This window comes from Hoeflea sp. YIM 152468 (assembly GCF_029210485.1).
In the GTDB taxonomy this organism is placed as follows: domain Bacteria; phylum Pseudomonadota; class Alphaproteobacteria; order Rhizobiales; family Rhizobiaceae; genus Hoeflea.
The window spans coordinates 14,586-30,104 of sequence record NZ_JARGET010000014.1; the positions used below are offsets into that span (position 1 = coordinate 14,586).

The 15,519-nt window shown below is 61.9% G+C and carries 16 protein-coding genes; 10 read left to right on the forward strand and 6 right to left on the reverse strand.

Annotated features, from left to right (window positions below):
* Positions 1 to 42 precede the first annotated feature (42 nt).
* Both PZ897_RS08415 and PZ897_RS08420 read right to left on the reverse strand, forming a co-directional pair.
* Positions 43 to 2,616 carry an ABC transporter permease gene (locus PZ897_RS08415; protein WP_275751636.1) on the reverse strand — a complete coding sequence of 858 codons (2,574 nt, stop codon included), beginning with the start codon at positions 2,614 to 2,616 and terminating at the stop codon, positions 43 to 45.
* Positions 2,616 to 3,323, reverse strand: a complete 708-nt coding sequence (locus PZ897_RS08420) for an ABC transporter ATP-binding protein (protein WP_275751733.1) — start codon at positions 3,321 to 3,323, stop codon at positions 2,616 to 2,618. Before PZ897_RS08420 ends, PZ897_RS08415 begins: the two co-directional genes overlap by 1 nt.
* A 107-nt stretch (positions 3,324 to 3,430) precedes the next feature.
* Here PZ897_RS08420 and PZ897_RS08425 point away from each other — a divergent pair, with 107 nt between their 5' ends.
* The gene (locus PZ897_RS08425; protein ID WP_275751638.1) at positions 3,431 to 4,072 is read left to right on the forward strand and encodes an arylesterase; all 642 of its coding nucleotides are present in this window, start codon (positions 3,431 to 3,433) and stop codon (positions 4,070 to 4,072) included.
* A 93-nt stretch (positions 4,073 to 4,165) separates the two neighbouring features.
* Positions 4,166 to 4,756 (forward strand): RNA 2',3'-cyclic phosphodiesterase, encoded by a 591-nt coding sequence (gene thpR / locus PZ897_RS08430; protein WP_275751640.1) that lies wholly within the window; start codon positions 4,166 to 4,168, stop codon positions 4,754 to 4,756.
* Here the strand turns inward: thpR and PZ897_RS08435 are convergent.
* The gene (locus PZ897_RS08435) at positions 4,684 to 5,202 is read right to left on the reverse strand and encodes a low molecular weight protein-tyrosine-phosphatase (protein ID WP_275751642.1); all 519 of its coding nucleotides are present in this window, start codon (positions 5,200 to 5,202) and stop codon (positions 4,684 to 4,686) included. The two genes, thpR and PZ897_RS08435, sit on opposite strands and share 73 nt — an antisense overlap.
* A 44-nt stretch (positions 5,203 to 5,246) precedes the next feature.
* On the opposite strand from PZ897_RS08435, the gene PZ897_RS08440 reads away from it, so the two are divergent.
* Positions 5,247 to 5,558: a 4a-hydroxytetrahydrobiopterin dehydratase gene (locus tag PZ897_RS08440; protein WP_275751644.1), complete on the forward strand. Its 312-nt coding sequence runs from the start codon at positions 5,247 to 5,249 to the stop codon at positions 5,556 to 5,558.
* 65 nt (positions 5,559 to 5,623) lie between these two features.
* Complete coding sequence (locus PZ897_RS08445) at positions 5,624 to 6,019, forward strand: YkvA family protein (RefSeq protein ID WP_275751646.1); 396 nt, start codon at positions 5,624 to 5,626, stop codon at positions 6,017 to 6,019.
* 47 nt (positions 6,020 to 6,066) lie between these two features.
* On the opposite strand, the gene PZ897_RS08450 is transcribed toward PZ897_RS08445, so the two are convergent.
* The gene (locus PZ897_RS08450; protein ID WP_275751647.1) at positions 6,067 to 6,642 is read right to left on the reverse strand and encodes a sigma-70 family RNA polymerase sigma factor; all 576 of its coding nucleotides are present in this window, start codon (positions 6,640 to 6,642) and stop codon (positions 6,067 to 6,069) included.
* 292 nt (positions 6,643 to 6,934) lie between these two features.
* On the opposite strand from PZ897_RS08450, the gene PZ897_RS08455 reads away from it, so the two are divergent.
* From PZ897_RS08455 to PZ897_RS08470, 4 genes are all read left to right on the forward strand, one after another.
* The gene (locus PZ897_RS08455) at positions 6,935 to 7,438 is read left to right on the forward strand and encodes an invasion associated locus B family protein (protein ID WP_275751649.1); all 504 of its coding nucleotides are present in this window, start codon (positions 6,935 to 6,937) and stop codon (positions 7,436 to 7,438) included.
* A gap of 285 nt (positions 7,439 to 7,723) precedes the next feature.
* Positions 7,724 to 8,305, forward strand: coding sequence for a TetR/AcrR family transcriptional regulator (locus tag PZ897_RS08460; RefSeq protein ID WP_275751650.1), 582 nt, complete (start codon positions 7,724 to 7,726; stop codon positions 8,303 to 8,305).
* 192 nt (positions 8,306 to 8,497) lie between these two features.
* Positions 8,498 to 9,733, forward strand: a complete 1,236-nt coding sequence (rlmN, locus tag PZ897_RS08465) for a 23S rRNA (adenine(2503)-C(2))-methyltransferase RlmN (RefSeq protein ID WP_275751652.1) — start codon at positions 8,498 to 8,500, stop codon at positions 9,731 to 9,733.
* Between the two features lie 9 nt (positions 9,734 to 9,742).
* Positions 9,743 to 10,228, forward strand: coding sequence for a hypothetical protein (locus PZ897_RS08470; protein WP_275751653.1), 486 nt, complete (start codon positions 9,743 to 9,745; stop codon positions 10,226 to 10,228).
* Between the two features lie 55 nt (positions 10,229 to 10,283).
* Here PZ897_RS08470 and PZ897_RS08475 read toward each other — a convergent pair whose 3' ends face one another.
* Together PZ897_RS08475 and PZ897_RS08480 are read right to left on the reverse strand one after the other, a co-directional pair.
* On the reverse strand, positions 10,284 to 10,925 hold the full coding sequence (locus PZ897_RS08475; protein ID WP_275751735.1) for a LysE family translocator: 642 nt from the start codon (positions 10,923 to 10,925) through the stop codon (positions 10,284 to 10,286).
* Positions 10,926 to 11,008: 83 nt separating this feature from the next.
* On the reverse strand, positions 11,009 to 11,863 hold the full coding sequence (locus PZ897_RS08480; RefSeq protein ID WP_275751655.1) for an SDR family NAD(P)-dependent oxidoreductase: 855 nt from the start codon (positions 11,861 to 11,863) through the stop codon (positions 11,009 to 11,011).
* Positions 11,864 to 12,068: 205 nt separating this feature from the next.
* Here PZ897_RS08480 and PZ897_RS08485 point away from each other — a divergent pair, with 205 nt between their 5' ends.
* Positions 12,069 to 13,298: an argininosuccinate synthase gene (locus PZ897_RS08485; protein WP_275751657.1), complete on the forward strand. Its 1,230-nt coding sequence runs from the start codon at positions 12,069 to 12,071 to the stop codon at positions 13,296 to 13,298.
* Between the two features lie 142 nt (positions 13,299 to 13,440).
* Positions 13,441 to 15,489: a M3 family metallopeptidase gene (locus PZ897_RS08490; protein WP_275751659.1), complete on the forward strand. Its 2,049-nt coding sequence runs from the start codon at positions 13,441 to 13,443 to the stop codon at positions 15,487 to 15,489.
* Positions 15,490 to 15,519 lie beyond the last annotated feature (30 nt).

Below are 15,519 nucleotides of genomic sequence, written 5' to 3' on the forward strand. Positions count from 1 at the left end.
AGAAAAGCTGCCCAAATGCTTAATGTTTAAACCGGTTTGGCCTTAAAGCTCGCGCAAGACAGGCGCGGCTTTTTGTCCAAGCACCCGCCAGGTGCCGATCAAACCGATGCCGACGGTCAGCACCAGGGCGCCGGCCAGCGTTGCAAGCGCGATATCGGGCATGAATTGCGACGGCAATGTCATGATCCGGCTGACCACGAACCAGGCCGCGACACCGCCAAAGGCCAGCGCGAAAAGCGCCGTGGCGAGACCGAGCAGTCCATATTCGTAGACATAGGCGCGAATCAGCGTTGCCCGCGTGGCCCCAAGCGTCTTGAGCACCACGGCATCATGAATCCGCGACCGGTTGCCCGCAGCCAGAGCACCGGCCAGCACCAGCACCGAAGCCACCAGCGCCACCAGCGCCGCGGCACGGATGGCAATGCCGATCTGGCCGACCAGACGATTGGCCAGTTCCAGCGCGTCCTTGACCCTGACACTGGTGATTGTCGGATAGGCCTGGGTCACAGCCCGCAGGATTTCGCCTTCCAGAGCCGCATTGGCACCGGGATCGAACAGCGTCGCCATCCAGGAATGCGGCGCGCCGGCAAAGGTGTTGGGTGAAAACACCATGACGAAATTGATCGACAGCGATTCCCATTCCACGTCGCGCAGATTGGCGATCCGCGCGGTGATCGAACGGCCAAGCACCGAGACGGTGATGGTGTCGCCGACAGAAAGGCCGATCTCGCCCGCCTCTTCGGCCGAAAACGACACCAGCGGTTCACCCTGATAATCCGGCGCCCACCATTGGCCTTGGGCCAGTCTGGAATTTTCCGGCTGGTTTTTCGCATAGGTGATGCCGCGGTCACCCCTGAGCACCCAGCGCGCTTCGGCCGGCACATTCTGCTCATTGACCTCTTCGCCCTTGAGCTGGGTGATGCGCCCGCGCAGCATCGGCACCTTGATGATCTTGCCGCCCGGCGCCAGCTCGGACACCACCTGATCGAACCCGTCGATCTCGCTCGACTGGATGTCGACAAAGAAGAAGTTCGGCGCCCGCTCGGGCAGATTGCCCGACAATTCCCGCCTCAGATTGGTATCAATCAGCGCCAGAGTCACCAGAAGCGCAAGGCCCAGACCCAGCGACAGCACCACCGACGGGGTCAGCGCGCCGGGACGGTGAATGTTGCCGATGGCCAGTCTGAGCGGCGTCGAGCGCACCGCAGGCCAGCGTCTGGCGATCATCTGCACCGCATGGCCGACAAGCCTGAGCACACCGAACGCCACGATCACCGCCAAAACGAAGACGCCGGCAATGCGGCGGTCATCGGCAAACCAGATGGCGGCGACGCCGAGGCCGGACAGTGTCAGCCCGGCGACCAGCAGATAGGGCCAGCCCGGCAGACCGCCGGTCTCGAACCCCTGCTGGCGGAACAGTGCCGTTGCCGGCACCGCGCCGGCCCGGCCAAGCGGCAGGATCGCAAAGGCAAACGCCGTCGCCTGCCCGAACCCCGCCGCCACGGCCAGCGACGCGGGATAGAAGGAGGCGCTGACGGCGATCGGAATGATGCCCGAGAGCGCCCCCGCTGCCAGAAACGGCGTGACCGCGCCGAGCGCAAGCCCGATCACAACACCGAAGGCAGCAATCAGCATCACCTGAATCAGATAGATCGCCACCACCAGCCTGGCCGGCGCACCGACACATTTGAGCGTCGCGATCACACCGCGCTTGCTTTCGAGCCAGGCCCGCACGGAATTGGCAATGCCGACGCCGCCGACAATCAGCGCCGTCAGCCCGACAAGAGTGAGAAACTGCGAGAACCGTTCGATGTTCCGGGTCAGCGACGGCGCCGCATTTGCACTGGTGCGGATCTGCCAGTCGGCGTCGGGAAAGCGGCTGACCGCTTCATCGCGCAGGGCCGCGAGATCCCGGGCGCTGACGCCACCGTCAAGCCGCACACGGTAGCTGTATTCGACCAGGCTGCCCGGCCGGATCAGCCCGGCGGCATCCAGCGCGGCACGCGACAGCATCAGCCGCGGCGCAAAGCCGAAGCCTTCCGACAGCGCATCCGGTTCGGCGGCAATAACGCCGCGGATTTCCAGATTTGCCTGACCGACGAGTACCCTGTCACCCACTTCCAGTCCGAGCCGGTCGAGCAGGATCTCAGCCACCGCCGCGCCATGGATACCATCCCGGGGCGCCAACAGCTCGCCAATCGGCATCGCCGGTACCGACTCGATGTCACCATAGAGCGGATAGGCGCCGTCGACAGCCCTGAGTTCGACAAGCGATTGGTCCGACCCGTCGGGCTTGCGCGCCATGGTACGCATGTTGGCGCCCGCCGAAACGGTGCCCAGCTCATCGATATAGCTGCGCTCGGCCTCGCCGAGATCGCGGTTATCGCTCTCGAAGCGAATATCGCCGCCCAGAATCGTCTGGCCTTCGGCCGCGATCGACCCGGTCATCATCTGCGACACCGAGTTCACCCCGGCAATCGCCGCGGTGCCGAGCGCCACGCAGGCGACAAAGATGTAAAATCCGGACAGGCCGCCACGCAACTCGCGCAGCGCCAGCCGCGCCGCCAGTCCCAGACGCAACCTGTTTGCCGCTGGGGCCGCAGAGACCGGACCCATCAGGCGATGGCCTTGGCGCTGGCTGATTGATGGCCGTGATCGACAATCCGGCCGGAGCGCACCGCGATTTGGCGGTTGCACCGCCCGGCCAGCGTCACATCATGCGTCACCAGCATCAAGGTGGTGCCGCGTTCGGCCTGTTTGGCAAACAGCAGGTCCGCGATCTGGCGTCCGGTTTCGCCGTCAAGATTTCCCGTCGGTTCATCCGCCACGATCAGCACCGGATCCGGCGCCAGCGCCCGGGCAATCGCCACCCGCTGCTGCTCGCCGCCCGAAAGTTGACCCGGATAATGGCTCAAACGGTCTTCGAGGCCGACGGCGATCAGTTCCTCGCGCGCCCGCTCGAAGGCGTTGGCCTTGCCGGCGAGTTCCAGCGGCACGGCGACATTTTCAAGCGCGGTCATGTTGGGAATGAGATGAAATGACTGGAACACGATGCCGATCGAGCGGCCGCGCACGGCAGCCACGGCATCTTCGCCGAGATCATGCAGAGCGTGGTCCGCCACGTGAACCTCGCCAGAATCAAGCCGCTCGAGCCCGGCAACCACCATCAGGAGCGTGGATTTGCCCGATCCCGACGGCCCGACGATGCCGACCGACTCGCCGCTGGTGATATCAATGTCGATGCCTTTGAGCACATGAACCGACGAAGCTCCGTTGCCGAGTGTCAGATTGGCCTGCCTCAAAGTGACAATGGATTTGGCAATGGATTGAGACACGGGCTGAACATCCTATATGGAAAGAAGCCGCCGGGCGTGAACCGGCTGACGTCAGGCACTTAGGGGCCATACCATGCACTTTAAAGGTTTGTCTCATGCGTTTTAGGTCTTTGATCGTCGGCCTGGCAGTCAACTTCGGTATTCTCGCTTCATCCGCGACCGCCTTCGCCGAGGCTCAAATCACCCTTGTCGGCTTCGGCGACAGCCTGATGGCAGCCTACAATCTGCAGGCTGACGAGGGGGTTCCGGCCCGGCTTCAGGCTGAACTCAACGCCCGCGGCCACGCTGTGGAGATCATCGATGCCGGTGTGTCAGGCGACACCACATCGGGCGGATTGGCGCGGCTCGACTGGTCGATTCCCGACGGCGTGGATGGCGTCATACTCGAGCTTGGCGCCAACGACGCCCTGCGCGGCCTGCCACCGGCAAAAACCCGCGAAAATCTTGAAGCCATGATCGCAAGGCTGCAGCAGCGCGGCATTGCAATCCTGCTTGCCGGCATGCTGGCCCCGCCCAATATGGGCGCGGAGTACGAAACCGCCTTCAACGCCATCTATCCCGACCTCGCCGCCAAATACGACCTGGCGCTGTATCCTTTTTTCCTCGACGGCGTCACCGGCAATGCGGATCTGCTTCTCGGCGACGGAATGCATCCCAATGCCAACGGAATCAACGAGATGGTTGAACGCATCCTGCCCGTCGCCGAACAGTTTCTAGCCAGCATCAAGGTGGAATGACGTTTCCGGATGTCAGACCCCGCGCTCCGGGTGCTTGCCCCACAGCCTGTAGCGTGATTCGTTTGGGGCCTACGGTGATTCGGGGGACCAGCAATGCCCAGACTTTTTACCGCACTCGAAATTCCACGGGAGGCGGTCCTGTCGCTCTCCCTTCTGCGCGGCGGATTGCCCGGCGCGCGTTGGCTCGATGTCGAGAATTACCACATCACCTTGCGCTTCATCGGCGATGTCGAGTGCCATACGGCGGATGAACTGATCGGCGCATTCGACCGGATTGACCGGCCGGTGTTTCCGCTGACGCTTTCGGGCGTGGGCGCATTCGGTTCAAAAAAGCCGCATTCGATCTGGGCCGGGGTCGCCCCCTGCGCCGAACTCAAGGCTTTGCAGGCCGAGATCGAGCGGATCTGCCAGCGGCATGGCCTGCCGCCCGATCCGCGCCGCTTCTCGCCGCATGTCACGCTGGCGCGGCTGCGCAATGCGCGGGTGGCCGACGTGGTCAAATATCTCGGCGAACGGGGCGATTTCCGCACCTTGCCGTTCGATGTCGGCCGTTTCGTCGTGATGTCGTCGCGCGAGTCGGTCGGCGGCGGGCCCTATCTCGTCGAGGAAGCCTATCCCCTGGGCTGGCGCAATTCACCGCCGAGCCTCGAGACCAGTTCGGTGCAGCCCTGGCGCAGCAGCTGATAAACATCTTCGAAGCCTTCGGCCCCGCCATGATAGGGATCAGGCACGTCGGCGCGGCTGCCGAGTGTGTGCTCGAGAAACAGAAAAATCCTGTCATGCCGGGATGAGGGCGCGCGGGCCCGCATGGTCGCCTCATTCGAACGGTCCATCGCAAAAATCATGTCGTAGCGGTCATAATCATCGATCCTGACCTGCCGCGCCCGTTGTCCGGAGATGTCGACGCCGTGCCGAGCGGCGGTCTCCACCGACCGCGGATCAGGTGCACCGCCTTGATGCCAGTCACCGGTCCCGGCTGAATCAACGGCAACCAGATCGGCCAGCTGCGCCTCGGCGAGCCCCTGCCGGAAGATGCCCTCGGCCAGCGGCGAACGGCAAATGTTGCCCAGGCACACGAACAGAACCTGCAATTGCGCCTTCTCTTTGCCATCCAATACGCTAGATTTCATCATAAGCTTGCCCATAGTGCCACGAATAAGACCCGGAGGACGCCATGCCGCGCCAGAAACTCGATAGCACAGCTGTTTCCGAAAAGCTTGCCAGCGTCGCCGACTGGGAGATTGATGCCGGTGAAACCGCGCTGAGCCGGACCTTCAGGTTCGCCAATTTCTCCGAAGCCTTCGGATTCATGAGCCGCGCAGCGCTGGTTGCCGAAAAGCTCGACCATCACCCGGAATGGAAGAATGTCTACCGCACCGTGGAGGTGCGCCTGACCACTCATGACGCCGGAGGCCTGACCGGACTCGATTTTGATCTGGCGGTTGCCATGGACCGTATTGCCAGCGGAACCGGCACAAAACATTGAAGCCGAGGTCTCAAATGACCATATCCTTGCCAGCACTGCTTTGAAAAAGCACAGGAGAAACGGGCATGATCAGCCTTGATGGCGAAATTATCGAACCGGGTCAGACCACCGACAGCCGGTCGCAAGAGGCGAAGGAATCCTCCGTGCGCGCCGGTTTCTGGCGGACATTTGCCAAGGCAGCCAAGCAGATCCCGTTCGCCGAAGATCTGGTCGCCGCCTATTACTGCGCGCTTGATCCGGAAACACCCGGCAAGGCCAGGGCGGTGCTGCTTGGCGCACTGGCCTATTTTGTCATGCCGGTCGACGCCATTCCCGACATTCTGGCGGTGGTCGGATTTTCCGACGACATCGCGGTCTTGTCGCTGGCCATTGCCACGGTGCGCGCCCACATGACCGAGGCCCACCGGCTCGCCGCGCGCACATCGCTTGCCAGGCTTGGCGAAGACGCCAAACCGGCCTGAGGCAGATATCCGCTCCATCATTTCACGTCTCCTCAACGAGGGTCGGTTTAATGCAGCGTCATGTCGCCGTCATCGATTTCCAGGCTGCGCCGCAGCCGTGCAAAGGCCAGGCGGATGCGGGACTTGACCGTCCCGAGCGGCAATCCGGTGTCCGCGGCTATCTGGCTGTGCGACAGCCCCAGAAAGAACGCCTGCCGCACCAGCACGGCCTGCTCTTCAGGCAGATCCAGCATTGCCTTGCGCACCCGTTCATCGCGTTGCTCGGCCTCAATCCTATCGTCGGCGGCCTCGGGCTGTGATGGCTGCAGCGCCGGATCGTCGGGATCAAGCCGGCCCGACCGGTCGCGCCTGAGCGCATCGATCCGCCGGTTGCGCGCCACCCGGAACAGCCAGGTCGCCAGCGAGGATTTGGCCGGATCGAACATGCCTGCCTTGTGCCAGAGCACGATCATGATTTCCTGGGTCAGTTCCTCGGCCTGCGAGGGCTCCATCCGCAGCCGCTGCAGATAGGATTTCAGCCGCGGTGCAAAGTAATCGAACAATTCAGCGAAGGCCTTCTGGTCCCGCCTGACCGCGACTGCCTCTGCGAGACCCGCAAGCCGCTCTTTCAAGTCATTCGACATGTATTTTGCGGAACCCCGTCTGTTCGCTGCGATCAGCCGCCGCCTCGTCGATTTTACATCAACACGTACACCGGATTTTTCAAAGGTCAAACTGTTGCCGGATTCCAATTGTTACAAAGGCGTGATGAGGGACGCTTCAAGCCGGGTCTGGGACATGCCGCTACAATTGCGCAGGTTTCATTGACGGTTTGGTAACCAGGATTAAGTCAAAATGAATCAATCAGCTCGCAACACGCGGGAATTGTCACGCTCCAGGGAGTGTGACACAGGACCACGAACCGGTAGGAAAGCCATGTTTGGGAAGACAATCGCAACCGCAGTGACGGCGCTTTTTGCATTGACCGCCGCCGCGGCGGCGCAATCGCCCACCAGGATCCAGCAGTTTGATGCCTGGGGCGCATATTCATACAATTCGGCAGGCGGCAAAGTCTGCTATGTGCTCTCGGTGCCGACCAGTTCTGCACCAACCAATGTCGATCATGGGGACATCTTCTTTCTCATCTCGCAGCGGCCCGGCCAGAATGTCAGTTATGAGCCGCAGGCAATGATGGGGTATCCACTGCAGGAATCCTCCAAGGTCACCGTCAATGTCGATGGCCGCGATTTCAGCCTGTTTACCCGGGGCAACTCGGCATGGGTCGAAAATGCCGCCCAGGAACCGCAGCTTGTTGCCGCCATGAAGGCGGGCTCATCGATGTCGATCAAGGCCACGTCGCGCCGTGGCACGGCAACATCCTACAGCTACTCGCTCAAGGGCGTAACCGCAGCGCTCAACAAGATCACAAGCTGCAAATAACGCGTGTCGTGCAGCATCCTCCGGAAAAGGCTGAAAATCCGGCCTTTTCCGGGCGCAGCGGCCGCAGCGCGCTCCTGCAACGCCGCGGATCCACCAGGATCCGCAAAGGACGCCGTATCTTATTCAATCACTGCATGTGCCATCCGGCGTTCAAATGGATCCATTTGAACGCCGGATGCTTTGGCGAACGCGTCCGCTCCGCCTCTGCCCAAGCGTGACGGCAAGATCTGTCTCTCTGCCAACCTGCATGGATTGCACCCCTCAATACGTCAGGTATGGTGCCGCATGGACAGCAAACAGACACTGACACCCGACGACTGGATCAAGACGGCATTCAGGCTGCTGACCAGCACCGGCCCGACAGCCATCCGGGTCGATTACCTCTGCCGCGAACTCGGCGTCACCAAGGGGTCCTTCTACTGGCATTTTCGCGATCTGGCTGCGCTCAGGGCAGCGATGGTCGACCATTGGCGCCGCATCGCCACCCAGGACGTCATCGCCTCGATGACCTCTTCGGAGCTCTCGCCGCGCGAATTGTTCATCCGCTTCATCGAGAAGATACTGAACGGCCCGGCGCAGGAATATGGCGGCCCGATGACCGAGGCGGCGATTCGCCATTGGGCGGCGGGCGAAGAAGCCGTGCAAACGGTTGTCCGCAACGCCGACACCGAACGGCTGGCCTTCCTGACACTGCAGATGCGCGGTGCCGGGTTGAGCGGACCCGAAGCCCGGTCGCGCGCATCGCTGATTTACGCCACGCTGGTCGGTCTCAAACAACTGGCCGGCGAACCGGCGCTGCCCCGCATCGATGTGGCCGGCTTTGTCGACGCCATGCTCAGGCCCGCAACCCCGGATACAGGCCCCTGATTGCGGCTGCCGGTTTAAGCCCCTCCTCGGCAGGGATGGTGACGCGCCGCACAAAAGCTGGTAAAGGCCCTGGTTTACCGCACCGGCTCGGATCATCCCGTTTGCCCGACAGGCGGTTTGCAAAGATGCAGAGCGGCCTGTGCACGTCCCGTCCGACGCGCTTCGCTTCAGCCAACAAGAGCGCCCATACCGATGACAGTCACACTTGATCTCAAAGACCCTTCCGCACGCCCCGTCCGGCCGTCCGCCGTCCAGACGCTTGATGGCAAGCCGACGCTGATCGGCATGAGCCGCGACGAGATGGTTGCAGCCATGGCCGAGGCCGGCGTGCCTGAAAAGCAACGCAAGATGCGGGTCAACCAGATCTGGCACTGGTTGTATGTGCGCGGCTCGTCGGATTTTGCCGACATGCACACGATCTCGCGGGACTTGCGCGAAACGCTTGACGCCCGCTACACCGTCGGTCGGCCGGAAATTGTCGAGGAGCAGATTTCCGATGACGGCACCCGCAAATGGCTGCTGCGCTTCCCGCCGCGCGGCGCCGGCCGTCCGGTCGAGGTCGAAACCGTCTACATTCCCGAGGAAGGCCGCGGCACGCTGTGCATCTCGAGCCAGGTCGGCTGCACGCTGACCTGCACCTTCTGCCACACCGGCACGCAGAAGCTGGTGCGCAACCTCACCGCCGAGGAAATTCTGTCGCAATTGCTGGTGGCCCGGGACCGGCTTGGCGATTTTCCGCACAGGGACACACCGCAGGGCGCGATCGTGCCGGCGGAAGGCCGCAAGGTCACCAACATCGTGATGATGGGCATGGGCGAACCGCTCTATAATTTCGACAACGTCAAGAAGGCGCTGCTGATTGCTTCCGATGGCGACGGTCTGGCCCTGTCACGCCGCCGCATCACCCTGTCGACCTCCGGCGTGGTGCCCGAAATAGCCCGCACCGGCGAGGAAATCGGCGTCATGCTGGCGATTTCCCTGCATGCCGTGCGCGACGAATTGCGCGATGTGCTGGTGCCGATCAACAAGAAATATCCGCTGCAGCAACTGCTTGATGCCTGCCGCACCTATCCCGGTGTCTCCAATGCGCGGCGCATCACCTTTGAATATGTGATGCTCAAGGGCGTCAATGACAGCCTCGCCGACGCCAAGGAACTGGTGCGGCTGCTCAAGGGCATTCCGGCCAAGATCAATCTGATTCCGTTCAATCCCTGGCCCGGCTCGGACTATGAGTGCTCGGACTGGGAAACGATCGAGACATTTGCCGATTTCGTCAATGCCAATGGCTATGCCTCGCCGATCCGCACGCCGCGCGGGCGCGACATTCTGGCTGCCTGTGGCCAGCTCAAGAGCGAGTCCGAACGCATGCGCAAGACCGATCGTCTGGCGCTTGAGGCGATGATGATCTCAGGCCATGGCGCGGACTGATCCCGCGAGATGAGCGACATTCTCCGTCTTCTGCTCAGAATGTTTGCCATTGCCTTCGGCTTTTTCGCCGGCTGTCTGGCGGCGGGTCTGGCCTATGCCTTTCTTGCCCGGCTGGTCGTGCCGGAAGATTTCGGCCGTTTCAGCGAGTTTGAACTCACCGTGACTTTGCTGGTCGGCGTTTTAGGCGTGGCCAGCCTGTTTGCCCGGGCGGTGCTGCTGCCGGCGTTCATCATCATTGCCGTCTTCGAATTCTGGCGGCGGCGCGACTGGCTCAGCCACGCGCTGGCCGGCGGCGGGATCGCTCTGCTGGCCGGGTTGCCGTTGACCACCGGTATCTCTGCAGGCGACGGCGACATGATCGAACCTGCGCGGATGATCGCCATCCACACCGCCTGCGGCATCATCGGCGCCAGCATCTATTGGCTGATTGCGGGACGCAAGGCCGGCCGCTGGCTGCCAAGCGAACGAGCAGCGACATCGATTGATGCTGACTGAGAGCACGGTTTGGCTTTTTGGCCAAGCCGCAAGAGTAAACCCTCCCTGACATGGATCAGCGGTTCTGGGTCAGCAGGATCTTGACCGCAAACACAGAAAACACCGCCGCAAAGACATAATCCACGATCCGCATCACCTGTGGCTTGCGCTTGAGCCAATCCGCCAGCCCGTTTGCGCCGAGCACGACGACAATGGCAATCGGCAGCGCAATCAGGATCGACAGCACGCCCAGAAAGATCAGCTTGCCGGTCACCTGCGGATCGTTGACGCTGACGAATTGCGGCAAGAAGGTCATGAAAAAAATGATGACCTTCGGATTGAGCAGATTGACCCACAGACCGTTGAGAAACGCCTTGCCCATCGACACATTGGTTTTGCCGCTGGTTTTGACAGCCAGAACCGAGCGGTTGCGCACGGCCTGAATGGCGAGCCACAAGAGATAGCCGGCGCCCCCGGTCTTGAGAACCAGAAAGGCCACCGGCGAGGCAACGATCAGCGCCGACACACCGAAGGCCACCAGCAAGGTGTGAATGCCAATTCCAAGATTGGTGCCAAGCAGGGTCATCAGGCCGATGGTCCGCCCATCGCGAATGGTCCGGCTCATCCACAAGGTCATGTCCGGACCGGGTGTGATCGCCAGCAACAGCGTCGCCAGAGCGAACGCGGCGAGGACGGGCAGTCCGGGAATGTAGTCCATCAGCATTTGCAGGATCCAGATCAGAGAAGAGACTGTCTTAGTCCAGTTTCAGCGCACCGCCAATCGACTCTTTTCCAACCGCCTCAACTCTCCAGATGCTGCTTGAACTTTTCCGCATAATCCGGATGCCAGCGCGACAGCGGCGGCCGGTTCTCGATAATGTCGCCGGCGGCCCAGGCGACGCGTTTCTCGTCGGTGGCGCGATCAACGTCATTGTCCGGACACAGAATGTAGAAATCGCCCTTGGCCAGGCTCTTCATCATGAAATCCGCCGTCTGCTCCGGTGTCCAGGCGGCGTCCGGCTTTTCGGTCCGGCCTCGGGCGGCCAGCGGTGTGAAGACAAACCCCGGAATCAGCAGATGCGCGCGGACCTGGCAACCGGCGGTGGTGCGCAGCTCGTGCTCAAGCGCTTCGGTGAACGCCTTCACCCCGGTCTTGGCCACATTGTAGGCCGGATCGCCCGGCGGCGTGGTCAGGCCCTGCTTGGAGCCGGTGTTGATGATCATGGCGGGCTCGCCATGGGCGATCATGCCCGGCCCGAACACGCGGGTGCCATTGATGACGCCGATGAGATTGACGCCGAGAACCCTGTCCCAATTGGCCCGAGGGCCGAACAGGCTGCTGCCGGGCTGGATGCCGGCATTGTTCATCAACAGGTGGACACGGCCGAACCGCTCCATCACCGTCCGCTCCAGCGCCTCGACGGCAACCAGATCGCTGACATCGGTTTCAATCGACACGATATCACTGGCAGGATCTGCCGAGTGCGCCGCCACCTGTTTTTCGGCTTCCGCCAGCTTGTCCCTGTCATTGTCAACGAGCACGACGCACATTCCATGGTCAGCAAAAATCCGGGCGGCGGCCAGGCCGATGCCTGACGCGGCACCCGTCACCACCGCCACCTTGTCCTTGCCCATCACGGATTGAAGTTCAGCCATTTCCATCTCCCTTTCGCGTCGAAATCCGGTTGAAGGGATAAGGCGTTGGGCAGCCCTTCGTCAAACACTATGCGCCGCCATCGGTCTGCCGGCGCGGGCTTAACCCTTGCATGGCGCTGCAAACCGGCTAAAAGTGCGGCAAAATTAAAGGCCCCCGATCGTCAGGACCCTCAGGGGCAAAGCCACAAGACAGGAAGAGCAATTCATGGCATCGCACAAGGACGTCAAGAAGGTCGTTCTCGCCTATTCGGGCGGCCTCGACACTTCGATCATTCTCAAATGGCTGCAGACCGAGTTCGGCGCCGAAGTCGTGACCTTCACTGCCGATCTCGGCCAGGGCGAAGAGCTGGCGCCGGCGCGCAAGAAGGCCGAAATGCTCGGTATCCCTGACGAGAATATCTTTATCGAGGATGTGCGCGAAGAATTCGTCCGCGATTTCGTCTTTCCGATGTTCCGCGCCAATGCGGTCTATGAAGGCGTCTATCTGCTCGGCACCTCGATTGCCCGGCCGCTGATCTCCAAGCGGCTGGTGGAAATCGCCCATGAGACCGGCGCCGACGCCATCGCCCATGGCGCCACCGGCAAGGGCAATGACCAGATCCGCTTCGAACTTTCAGCCTATGCGCTCAACCCCGACATCAAGATCATCGCGCCGTGGCGCGACTGGTCGTTCAAGAGCCGCACCGATCTGATCAAGTTCGCCGAAGAGCATCAGATTCAGGTCGCCAAGGACAAGATGGGCGAAGCCCCGTTTTCCGTCGACGCCAACCTGCTGCACTCCTCGTCCGAGGGCAAGGTGCTGGAAGATCCGGCGGTGGAAGCACCTGAATACGTGCATATGCGCACGATTTCGCCGGAATCCGCGCCCGACAAGGCGACGATCATCAAGATCGGCTTTGAACAGGGCGACGCGGTCTCGATCAACGGCGTCCGCATGAGCCCGGCGACAATTTTGGCCGCACTCAACGACTATGGCCGCGACAATGGGATCGGCCGTCTTGATCTGGTTGAAAACCGCTTTGTCGGCATGAAATCCCGCGGCGTCTACGAGACCCCGGGCGGCACCATCCTGCTGACCGCCCACCGGGCGATGGAATCGATCACCCTCGACCGCGGTGCAGCCCACCTCAAAGATGAGCTGATGCCGCGATATGCCGAACTGATCTATTTCGGCTTCTGGTTCTCGCCGGAGCGCGAAATGCTGCAGGCGGCGATCGATCTGAGCCAGAAACATGTCGAAGGCGAAGTTACGCTCAAGCTCTACAAGGGCAATGTCATGGTCACCGGCCGCGAAAGCGACAAGTCGCTCTATTCCGATGCGCTGGTCACGTTCGAGGACGACCGTGGCGCCTACGACCAGAAGGACGCCGAAGGGTTCATCCGATTGAACGCCCTGCGCCTGCGGACTCTGGCAGCACGAGACCGCAAGAACTGACACCGGAAGACGGCGCGATATCGACGGGCGGGGCTTGAGAGGGTCTCGCCCGTTTTGTTGCCGCCCGTCGCCGCGCCGGACCGCATGCGTCTTGTCCGCTGCCGCCGGCAGGCTTACATGCAGGCGTAACAAGGAGCCTTTCATGACCTCATCAGCTTCCCCCCTGTTCGACTGGACCGGACCGCTCGATCTTCCCGAATTTGACAAGATCGGCGACGCGGATTTTGCGCCGGCTTTCGAAACCGCGCTTGCAGAGCATGATGCCGAAATTCAGGCCATCGCCGCAAACCCCGAGGCACCCGACTTCGCCAACACGCTCGTGGCGCTGGAGCTTGCCGGCGACAAGCTGTCGAGGGTCTCCAGCCTGTTCTGGAACCGGGCCGGCACCGACACCAACGACACCATTCAGGCGCTTGAGCGCGATATCGCGCCGCGCATGTCGCGGCACTATTCGAAAATCGCCATGAACCGCGCCCTGTTTGACCGCGTTGACGAATTGTACCGGAAGCGGACCGACCTCGGCCTGACACCGGAGCAGGACCGTCTGCTTGAACGGATCTGGAAATCCTTCGTCAAATCGGGCGCGGGCCTTGACGACGCCGGACAGAAGCGGCTTGCCGAAGTTGGCGAAACGCTGGCCGGCCTCGGCGCCCAGTTTGGTCAGAATGTACTGGCGGACGAGAAGAATTGGCTGCTGCTGCTCGACGAAGGCCCCGATCTGGACGGATTGTCCGATGATCTGCGCGCTGCCATGGCAGCGGTTGCCGAGGATCTCGGCCACAGGGGCAAATATGCCGTCACCCTGTCGCGCTCGATCATCGAACCCTTCCTGAGCAGCAGCGAACGCCGGGATCTGCGCGAAACCGCCTTCAAGGCCTGGACCGCGCGGGGCACCAGCGGCGTCACCGACAACACCCCGCTGATCTCGCAGATCATCGCCTTGCGCACCGAGAAGGCTGAATTGCTGGGCTATGACAGCTATGCTGCCTACAAGCTCGATGACACCATGGCCAAGACCCCTGAAGCGGTGGAAGAACTGCTTGGCAATGTCTGGACCCGCGCGGTCGAGCACGCCGACGCCGATCGCACCGAGCTGGCCAAACTGATTGCGGAAGAGGGCGGCAATCACGACGTGGCGGCCTGGGACTGGCGCTATTACGCGGAAAAGCTCAAGGCCCGCCGGTTTGATTTTTCCGAAGCCGAGCTCAAGCCCTATTTCCCGCTGAACGGCATGATCGAGGCCTGTTTCGACGTCGCGAACCGTCTTTTCGGCATCACCATGAAAGAGCGCAGCGACATTCGCGGTCCGCACAAGGACGCCCGGGTGTTTGAGGTGACCGATCGTGACGGCAAGATGATTGCCACTTTCATTGCCGATTATTTCGCCCGGCCTTCAAAGCGCTCCGGCGCCTGGATGAGCGGCCTGCGCAGCCAGCACAAGCTCGACATGCCTGACGGCACCAAAGGTGAAATTCCCATCATCACCAATGTCATGAATTTCGCCAAGCCCGCGGCAGGACAGCAGGCACTGCTGTCGCTCAACGATGCGCGGACGCTGTTTCACGAGTTCGGCCATGCGCTGCATGGCATGCTGTCCGATGTCACATACCCGTCGCTATCAGGCACGTCGGTCAGCCGCGATTTCGTCGAACTGCCATCACAGCTCTACGAGCATTGGCTCACCGTGCCCGAGATCCTCGAAAAGCACGCCCGCCATTACAAGACCAAGGAACCGATTCCGCGCGCGCTGCTGGACAAGGTGCTCGCAGCGCGGACTTTCGATGCCGGCTTTGCCGCCGTCGAGTTCACCGCGTCCGCGCTGGTCGACATGGCCTGGCACACGGCTGGCGACAAGCCTGATCCGGCGACATTTGAAGCCGAAACATTGAAAAAGCTCGGCATGCCGGAAGCCATCGTCATGCGCCACGCCAGCCCGCATTTCCTGCACATCTTCTCCGGCGAAGGCTATTCGGCCGGGTATTACTCCTACATGTGGTCCGAAGTGCTCGATGCCGACGCCTTCGCGGCGTTTGAGGAAACCGGCAATCCGTTTGACCCCGAAATGGCCAACAAGCTGCTGACCCACGTCTACTCGGCCGGCGGTTCACGCGATCCGGCTGATCTCTACCAGGCTTTTCGTGGCCGCATGCCCGACGCCACGGCCATGCTGGAAAAGCGCGGCCTGGCCTGATCGCAAGTCAGACGGCAGCTTGACGTCAGT

Bases quoted from the DNA above. Each gene is read 5' to 3' on its own strand.
- PZ897_RS08460 (WP_275751650.1), top strand. From the start codon at position 7,724: ATGGACAGCAAACAGACACTGACACCCGACGACTGGATCAAGACGGCA.
- PZ897_RS08425 (WP_275751638.1), top strand. From the start codon at position 3,431: ATGCGTTTTAGGTCTTTGATCGTCGGCCTGGCAGTCAACTTCGGTATT.
- PZ897_RS08475 (WP_275751735.1), bottom strand. From the start codon at position 10,925: ATGGACTACATTCCCGGACTGCCCGTCCTCGCCGCGTTCGCTCTGGCG.
- PZ897_RS08445 (WP_275751646.1), top strand. From the start codon at position 5,624: ATGATCAGCCTTGATGGCGAAATTATCGAACCGGGTCAGACCACCGAC.
- PZ897_RS08470 (WP_275751653.1), top strand. From the start codon at position 9,743: ATGAGCGACATTCTCCGTCTTCTGCTCAGAATGTTTGCCATTGCCTTC.
- PZ897_RS08455 (WP_275751649.1), top strand. From the start codon at position 6,935: ATGTTTGGGAAGACAATCGCAACCGCAGTGACGGCGCTTTTTGCATTG.
- PZ897_RS08480 (WP_275751655.1), bottom strand. From the start codon at position 11,863: ATGGCTGAACTTCAATCCGTGATGGGCAAGGACAAGGTGGCGGTGGTG.
- PZ897_RS08440 (WP_275751644.1), top strand. From the start codon at position 5,247: ATGCCGCGCCAGAAACTCGATAGCACAGCTGTTTCCGAAAAGCTTGCC.
- thpR (WP_275751640.1), top strand. From the start codon at position 4,166: ATGCCCAGACTTTTTACCGCACTCGAAATTCCACGGGAGGCGGTCCTG.
- PZ897_RS08415 (WP_275751636.1), bottom strand. From the start codon at position 2,616: ATGGGTCCGGTCTCTGCGGCCCCAGCGGCAAACAGGTTGCGTCTGGGA.
- PZ897_RS08490 (WP_275751659.1), top strand. From the start codon at position 13,441: ATGACCTCATCAGCTTCCCCCCTGTTCGACTGGACCGGACCGCTCGAT.
- rlmN (WP_275751652.1), top strand. From the start codon at position 8,498: ATGACAGTCACACTTGATCTCAAAGACCCTTCCGCACGCCCCGTCCGG.
- PZ897_RS08485 (WP_275751657.1), top strand. From the start codon at position 12,069: ATGGCATCGCACAAGGACGTCAAGAAGGTCGTTCTCGCCTATTCGGGC.
- PZ897_RS08435 (WP_275751642.1), bottom strand. From the start codon at position 5,202: ATGAAATCTAGCGTATTGGATGGCAAAGAGAAGGCGCAATTGCAGGTT.
- PZ897_RS08450 (WP_275751647.1), bottom strand. From the start codon at position 6,642: ATGTCGAATGACTTGAAAGAGCGGCTTGCGGGTCTCGCAGAGGCAGTC.